Consider the following 7619-nt stretch of genomic DNA (forward strand, 5'->3'; position numbering starts at 1 on the left):
CAAGGAAGCCGTAGACCTGGACGGCAGCTGCGCCATGTTCACAGAGCAAAAGCAACTGCAGGAAGTGGTGTACTTCGGTAACCTGAGATCCAAAGACAACGCCGTAAAACACAGCGGCGACGACCTTACCGGTGACATGAACGGTAACGATGGCCTGGATAACGAGGTGATCACACTGGATTTTTCCCGGCTGGATCCCAATACCAATTACGTGGCATTTGTGCTGAACAGCTTCCGCGGACACGATTTTGGTACCATCCCCTTCGCTTCCATCCGCATTTACGAAGGCACGCCTTCCCGCGTGAATGAAATATTTGCCACCTACGATATTGCCAGCGGTCCCGGCTTTGCAGGACATGTATCCATGGTGATGGGCGTGTTTTACAAGAAGAACGGGGAATGGAAATTCAACGCGATCGGCGAACCTACAAAAGATAAAAAATTGCAGGAAACCGTGAATACCGTTGCGCAGAATTACCTGTAAATCTTACTTTTGATCACCTGATATAAAGAAAATATCAATTTATAATCAGATACCTTATGGAAGCAAACCCAAATATTACCGATCAAACTCTTCCCGCGGTGCGTCTCGACAAAGAAGGCAACGTAGACCTGTCTGTCATAACGCCGGACGATGCGAAGAAATACGGTGAAATAAATAAATCGCTGGTTACCACTGATGTTAATTCCATCCTGAATTATGGTACAGACGTACAAAATTCAATGGAAAAATACAGTAACGAGTTCCTTACTTCCGTGCGTACCTATAATTCCGGTGAAGTAGGCGGATTGATCAACGATCTGCTCACAGAACTGAATTATATTGATGTAGATGAACTGAACCAGGGCGCTTTGCAGAGTTTTATCTCGAAGATCCCTTTTCTGAAGAAGCTGGTATTTGATGCCAAAAAGCTTTTCCAGAAATATGATACGGTGATCAGCAATGTTGATAAGATCACCAATAAGATCAAGGCCGGCCGGATCAACTCGCTGAAAGACAACAGTTCCCTGCAAACCATGTTTGATAGTAACGTATCTTACATCAAGCAAATGGAAGACCTCATTATTTCAGGTCAGCTGAAATACAATGAGCTCAGCCAGAAACTGGCGGAAATGGAAGTGAACGCGGCCAATTACAATGATTACGAGATCGCCGACCTGCGCGATTTCATTACCCGCCTGGATAAGCGGTTGGCTGATATGAAGATTGTGCGCTTTATTATGCTGCAATCGCTGGCACAGATCAGGCTGGTGCAGAACAACAATACTTCCATCGCGGAAAAAGCGCAGTCTATCATTTCCACTACCATTCCTGTCTGGAAAAACCAGCTCACCATTGCGGTGGCGCTGCAAAGACAGAAAGCCAACGTGGAAATGCAGCGGAAGGTTTCTGAAACTACCAACACCATTCTCCAGAAGAATGCCGACCTGCTGAAACAAAACAGTATAGAGGTAGCGAAAGAAAATGAGAAAACAGTGGTTTCTATTGAAACACTGAAAAGAACCACCCAATCGCTGATTGAAACGCTGCATGAAGTGAAGAAGATCCACGAACAGGGCACCGAAAGCAGGAAAGTGCTGAACGGTGAATTGCAGTCGCTGGAAACAGAGCTGAAGAAAAATGTAACAAACGTTAGCTAACGGAGGATAAATAATGGAGGATAACCTGGCAATAATATTAAATGACTCAAATAAAACCATCAGCAAATTACAGTTGCTGTCCACTTTTTTTGAAGAGGAGATAATTTACAAGATCTATCTCCGAAGCCAGGTTGTCCATAAATTATTTGAAACCAATCCCGAGCTGGATGTCAATAAGCTGGAACTTTTTCACCTGCAATATACTGCCACGGTGATTGACCTGCTGAGGAAAATAAAGGCTAGCAATGAAAGGAACGTGAGTATTTTATACGATGAGATACAGATCAACAAAGATCTGATTGCCAATATGAACGACAGCGTTTTTTCAGAGAAGAATTACCAGCTGGATAAACAGAAGCAATCGCTGAAGATCAATTTATCGTTGCGGAAACTGTTCCAGGTGCTGTCAGACAATTCTGAAGACTACCCTTTCTCCAAAAATATCAATGCTTTCAGCGCTCGTTTCTCACAGGATTTCTATTTTGATATTTCCCCCGATGCGCTCAACGAGCTGATTAAATTCAACCCTGCAGAAGTATACCGTAACAACTCCGCCATCATACAGCGAAAGCTGATGGGATTGTTGTGCAAAATGGATTTCAAAACCGAATTTTACTGCGGGCTCACTGCCGGCAATTTAGTACTGGAAGTATACCGGTTCCTGAACCTGGACCGTTATTTCCTCTTCTTCCCCGCAAAAAACCTCTTCCTGTTCTGCGACCTGTCTGCCATCCAGGGCGTTGACTGGACCAATACCCTTTCCAAAAAAACAAGGCTTGTACAGGAACTTACGGATAAAAACGATAACCTCATGAGCCGGGCCAATGTGCTGAAAACGGTGATCCCCGATAATGTACAGGCATTGCTGAAGGAATACTATGAGAAAATTTCCGATGTTGATTTCCTGCAGCAAATTGGCCGCTTTGACGTACAGACCAATATCCTCAAAACAATGCTGAACACCAATGTGATTTAGCCGGGGTATCAAAAAAAAGCACCAGTCCGCAGACTGATGCTTAAAGAAACCTTTATTTAATTGAGCCGGTGGCTACCGGCCTCCTTATTTTTCCAACTTTGCAGAAGGGCTCTTTTTAGGGAAATTTAACAGTGCCGATGTGATGATCGGAACAATAAAGATCCCCACGGTCAGGATAGACGTGATCACGTCTGCCTGTGAGCTTTCCAGGAAATGGGTTAAACCTGATTCCGGGAAGAAATGCTCATAGATAGAAAGGCTCAGTTTAAGGCCGAGAATACCAATAACGATATATGCCGCTCCTTCCAGGAAGGTAAATTTAGTCATCAGTTTTACGAAAGCCTGAGCCACAAAACGCATGGCCAGGATACCGATAAATACACCGAGGCATACCAGTAATATGTTGTCGGTAAATGCTACCGCGGCAAAAATATTATCTATAGAGAAGGCCATATCCATTAGCTCCACCAGCGCCACCGTAGCCCAGAAGGGACCTATAGCGCCCACAGTGGCTTTGTATAGCCAGTTTTGTCCTTTGTCGATGTTCTCTTCTTCTTTTTCGCCTTCTGCTTTTTTATCTTTCCACCAGCTGAATACCAGGTAAAGGAGATATAAACCGCCCAATGGTTTCAGCCACCAGATCTTGATCAGGAAGGACGCGAACAGCATAGCCAGGCCCCGGAACACATAAGCGCCAAGGATACCGTATTTAAGGGCACGGTCGCGCTGTTTTTCGGGCAGGTCCATTACCATTGTAGCCAGTACGGCGGCATTGTCTACCGACAGTAAGCTTTCAATAATAACGAGGTTCCCGACAACAATAGCTGAAGGTATTGGGTTGTCAATAATTTGTTGGATTAATTCATTCATTTCAGTTTATTTTTTATATAGGTTTCTACTTGTTGGCAATAGTTATTATTACAACTCTTCCTCCTTCTTCCCTTGACAGCAATAATCTTTTTCCATCTGTTAACTCCACCATGGAGCCGATGGGTATTTCCTTATCTTCTGTCAGATCTTTTAAGGAAGTAAGGTGCTGGTTCACCAGTACCCATTTCCCCTGGTGAAAAACGAAATATCCTACCGGTACTTTTTGTGCAGCGGTAAGTCTTTCATTGCGGATGGTGTTCCTGTTTACATGCCATTGGAAAAGGTATTGATTATTATATACCATGAGCCGGTGGTTTTCCGGTTTCCATACGGTTGGTTTAAACTCGTAATACAGATCCAGTACGGGCAGGGTGCCTTTGTGCGGCGTACCGCAGAAAGGGCATTTAGGCGAATGGGTGTTGTCAAAAACGTACCATTTCTGTTCGCAGGCGGCATTGCTGCAGGGCTGCATCAGGTCTGTTGTTTTCAATAGCGCCTGTTCCCACATTTCTGCCGGCGGGCGTTCGGTGGGTTTATGCAAACCGGTTACAAACGCCTGGTAAAACAGTTCTTTCAGGTAAGGCCCTGTAAGGGTGTATGGCAGCTTTGTTACGTCTGCCCAGGGTAGCTCTTTCGGGTTTACCTGGTTCAGTTTGGGCCGGTTGGAAACATCCTGCGGATGCTCTATAAACAGGGCCTTTTCTCCCATTGCCAGCAGGTCGTCTTTCTCTGTATCAAGGTCATGGATCTTCCCTCCTTTCAAGGGATGACGGTACAGCAGGTACATGTAGATCATTACCGCCAGCGCATGCAGGTCTGTAAGACGGCTGGGAAGTTTCCGGCCCGGGTCTTTCAGGTCCAGGTGTTTGGTGGCCAGTACTTCCGGTGCGATAAAATCGGCGGTGCCGATCACATCGGGCGGAAACAGGCCGGGTACCACCAGGCCGTCGATATCAATGATGGCGGCCGATTTGCTCACCGGGTCTACCAGCACGTTTTTGTACGACAGGTCCGAATGGGCCAGGCCGGCGGCATGCAGGCGTTTTACACCCCGGGAAATATTCACGCAGATCTGGAAGTAACTCAGCCAGTTGCCCAGTTCAGCTTCATCCAGCCGAAGTGTAAATTGTTTATTCCTGAATTTGGGAGAAGCGAACCATTTCCCTTCTTTTTCCTTTCCTTTAATCAGGTCATTTGATGCGTAGCCTTTCTTGAAGAAAAAGTTAGCATGATAGCAGGGAACTACGAGGCCCACTTTTTTATCTGCTTCCACCATGTCTGTTGGCCAGCAGTAGAGTTCCCGGTAGTAATCGCCGCCTTCCCGGTTAAAGAAGCTGTTATAATAATCCGTTACAATTTTCCGCAGCCGTTCCCGGGAAGCAAAATCCTGCGCATCACGGTAAAATGCCACCACATAAGATCTGTCCGGGCTGAAGTAAACGTCTTTCATCCCACCGCGCATGGGTTCCCCGTTATCAATGTACTGATAACTTTTCCCTGCGTTGATGACTGAATTTACCGTTTTTGTACTCATATAGTCCGCATACTTAACTGATGATCATTAAAGTTCTGTCGTCGTGATTGCCGGGACTCCAGAAGTCCATCCAGGCTGCAAGCTGGCCGGCAGTTCCCGGTGTATGGGGCGCCAGGTCCACTTTTACCTGGTCGTCATTTTTACCGCCGAGGTCTTCCAGCAGCGCTTTCCAGGTGGTCAGTTTCTCCAGGTTGGCTTCTACTTCAAACTTGGGATCATAAATACCGTCCGTCATCAGCATCAGGTAGGAGAAATCGGGCACCAGCCTGAATCCGAAGCGGGTGGCAAATGTATCACTTTTAAAGATCTCCTGCATGGTAATGAACCGGGTTCCCCCGCTAAATTCCCCTACATCCAGTTTATTCAGCAATGCAACGGCTGAAAAGTCCTTGTTTATCAAGGCTATGGGGCAATCGCCCACGCCAAAGCTCATGATCACGTAGCCGGATGTACATTTTTTTAAAAGTACAAATATAAGCGTGGAATGCAGATCTTTCAACGGTGCAGCGCAGTTTCCGGCAAATTCTTCCAGCTTTTTATGTACGGTGAATGCTGCTTTCCCGAGGTGCTCGTATACAAAGCGGGTGAGCTCTTTCTGTGTTTTGTCGTCTGTGGCGGAGGCGTGATCAGCGATCAGCGCATCCAATGTGGCGTTTAATTCCGGCGTAAAATGCTGCTCAAAATATTCCACCACGGAGTTGCAGGCTACATGCGAACCAGCACGGGAAAGCTTTGCGCTGCCGGCGCCATCTGATACGGCCAGTACGCTCCAGCCGGAATCCGCAAAATGCCTGAAGGCGAAATCATCTTCGCGGAAGGCGCCGGTGTTGGCATGTGAGCGGCCCCTTTTGGAAGCTACTACCAGTTGTTTATCGCCCAGTACTGCCGTGGCGGTTACGTTATCTTCTTTCCAGTAAGGATCGGTTTTATCGCTTTCTATATTTTTCCAGAGCGACCTTGGATTGGGATTGATCACCAGCGGTACTGTTTTTTCGTTGGGCGCCGTGGCATCTGTTTCCCCTTCGATACGGTACTTCAGTACCAGTTTAAAATCGCCGCTTTTCTGGGGGGTACCGCTGATCTGTTTCTTACCTGCATCGTATTGCAGGCCGGCCTCTTCAAGGCCGTCGATATGGAAGTAAATAAAGTCGTTCCAATTGAGTTGCCCGAAATCCAGTTGCGCCTCATAAGGCTTGCCGGCAGTGGCATTGGGGATGCTTAACCGCTGTTGCTGAATATCTGCCAACCTGTTTTTAAACTGCCAGGTATCCATTAGTAATTTGTTATTTTCCATGATCTGTTTCACTGCCAGCAGGTTCTTTTCATCATTTACAAATGCGTCGAACAGGTGCTGCCGGTGACTGCCTATTGTAATATTATTGGCTTTAAACAATTCCCGGATGAAGGATCGTTCCATTTGTGCTGTAGTTTAGCCCTGTGCGCGGTTTACATCAAAACCGCCTTCACTGACACCGTAAGAGGAAGTAGTATTGCAGGAAGGACAAGTACTCATTTTCTCGTCGCCTATGCAGTGGATCTGGCCACAGGAACAGAGGGCGAATCCCCACTGGTTGCCGCAGCAGGGACAGGTAGGATTGCCAATCAGTTCTTCGCTGTTGATACTGGCGGGCTTCACACTGTTATCGGACAACTCCTGGTAGTTTTTATCTACCTGGAAAGCCCCCACCAGCTTATAGTACAGCCGGTTAAGATTCAGCCCGTACAGTTCTGCATCCTGTTCGGCACGGCGGTACTTTATGAGGTACTCGCGTTGCATATGCTGGCATTTCCCTACCATTACCACGAAGTTGCTGTCTGTATAGCCACGGGGCGGCGCGGGTTTTGAGAGATCTATTTTCGACAGCGTATCTGTGTCATGTATTTTGGACAGTTCAAACCCCGATGCGTTTTTCTCCACGCTTTCGCTGCTGGTTTTAATGGAATCGGTGATCCATTTGAAGAACTGTTTGTATGCAGCGGGAGAACTGTTTTTAAAATGCACCACGTTTTCCGTGAGTTCCTTCAGTACATTGGTATCGGCTTCATCACCGAAAGAAACGGCCACCATATTGGCGCTGCGCTGCCAGTTCTGTTTCCATTCGGCAATAGCGGCGCTGGTATCGTCTGTAGGTACACCGTCTGTGAACAGGAAAATGATCGGCTTCCAGTCGCCCTTCACTTCATAGGTGGTTTTCACCTGGTTTTTCCGCAGCTCATACATCAGGTGTCCGAGCCCTTTGCTTAAAGAGGTACCACCACCAATGGGAAAGCGGGGCGGGTAAAAGTTGATGATTTCCTGCAGGGGCACCAGTGTTTTTGCCTGACCGGCAAAAACGATGATAGATACCCAGGCCGTTTCAATGGCGTAGGGATCTGTTTTCAGTGCCTGGATGATTTGCCCCAAGCCTTCTTCCACCTGCTGGATGGGTTCTCCTACCATTGACTCGGAGACATCTATCAGAAAATAAACTGGAAGTCTTCTCATTATCCAAAATTTACAGAAGTGATATAAACTGTACCCGGACCGGTAATTTTCAGCATACTTAACCCTTCCCCGCCGAGGATGTTACTTCCGGAGAAGTGTGACGACATCCGGTT

Annotated in this window: 7 protein-coding genes; 3 read left to right on the forward strand and 4 right to left on the reverse strand. The window is 47.0% G+C overall.

Annotation, left to right across the window (positions count from 1 at the left end):
• The 3 genes from VN105_RS15615 to VN105_RS15625 all read left to right on the forward strand — a co-directional run.
• The coding region (locus VN105_RS15615; RefSeq protein WP_325642457.1) for a TerD family protein at positions 1-484 on the forward strand (484 nt) is incomplete at its 5' end.
• A gap of 56 nt (positions 485-540) precedes the next feature.
• Positions 541-1641, forward strand: coding sequence for a toxic anion resistance protein (locus tag VN105_RS15620; protein WP_325642458.1), 1101 nt, complete (start codon positions 541-543; stop codon positions 1639-1641).
• 13 nt (positions 1642-1654) lie between these two features.
• Positions 1655-2617, forward strand: a complete 963-nt coding sequence (locus VN105_RS15625; protein ID WP_325642459.1) for a hypothetical protein — start codon at positions 1655-1657, stop codon at positions 2615-2617.
• Positions 2618-2701: 84 nt separating this feature from the next.
• Here VN105_RS15625 and VN105_RS15630 read toward each other — a convergent pair whose 3' ends face one another.
• The 4 genes from VN105_RS15630 to VN105_RS15645 are packed head-to-tail and all read right to left on the reverse strand — an operon-like array spanning position 2702 to position 7506.
• A complete protein-coding gene (locus tag VN105_RS15630; RefSeq protein ID WP_325642460.1) occupies positions 2702-3487 on the reverse strand; it encodes a TerC family protein in 786 nt (261 codons plus the stop codon).
• A gap of 25 nt (positions 3488-3512) precedes the next feature.
• Positions 3513-5021, reverse strand: a complete 1509-nt coding sequence (locus VN105_RS15635) for a helix-hairpin-helix domain-containing protein (protein ID WP_325642461.1) — start codon at positions 5019-5021, stop codon at positions 3513-3515.
• A 13-nt stretch (positions 5022-5034) separates the two neighbouring features.
• The gene (locus VN105_RS15640) at positions 5035-6438 is read right to left on the reverse strand and encodes a PP2C family serine/threonine-protein phosphatase (RefSeq protein WP_325642462.1); all 1404 of its coding nucleotides are present in this window, start codon (positions 6436-6438) and stop codon (positions 5035-5037) included.
• A 12-nt stretch (positions 6439-6450) separates the two neighbouring features.
• On the reverse strand, positions 6451-7506 hold the full coding sequence (locus tag VN105_RS15645) for a TerY-C metal binding domain-containing protein (RefSeq protein WP_325642463.1): 1056 nt from the start codon (positions 7504-7506) through the stop codon (positions 6451-6453).
• Between the last annotated feature and the right edge of the window lie 113 nt (positions 7507-7619).

The sequence above is a fragment of the Chitinophaga sp. genome, assembly GCF_035564935.1.
GTDB lineage: Bacteria > Bacteroidota > Bacteroidia > Chitinophagales > Chitinophagaceae > Chitinophaga.

Coding starts and splice junctions, on each gene's coding strand:
- VN105_RS15625 (WP_325642459.1), top strand. CDS start 1,655: ATGGAGGATAACCTGGCAATAATATTAAATGACTCAAATAAAACCATC.
- VN105_RS15635 (WP_325642461.1), bottom strand. CDS start 5,021: ATGAGTACAAAAACGGTAAATTCAGTCATCAACGCAGGGAAAAGTTAT.
- VN105_RS15620 (WP_325642458.1), top strand. CDS start 541: ATGGAAGCAAACCCAAATATTACCGATCAAACTCTTCCCGCGGTGCGT.
- VN105_RS15645 (WP_325642463.1), bottom strand. CDS start 7,506: ATGAGAAGACTTCCAGTTTATTTTCTGATAGATGTCTCCGAGTCAATG.
- VN105_RS15630 (WP_325642460.1), bottom strand. CDS start 3,487: ATGAATGAATTAATCCAACAAATTATTGACAACCCAATACCTTCAGCT.
- VN105_RS15640 (WP_325642462.1), bottom strand. CDS start 6,438: ATGGAACGATCCTTCATCCGGGAATTGTTTAAAGCCAATAATATTACA.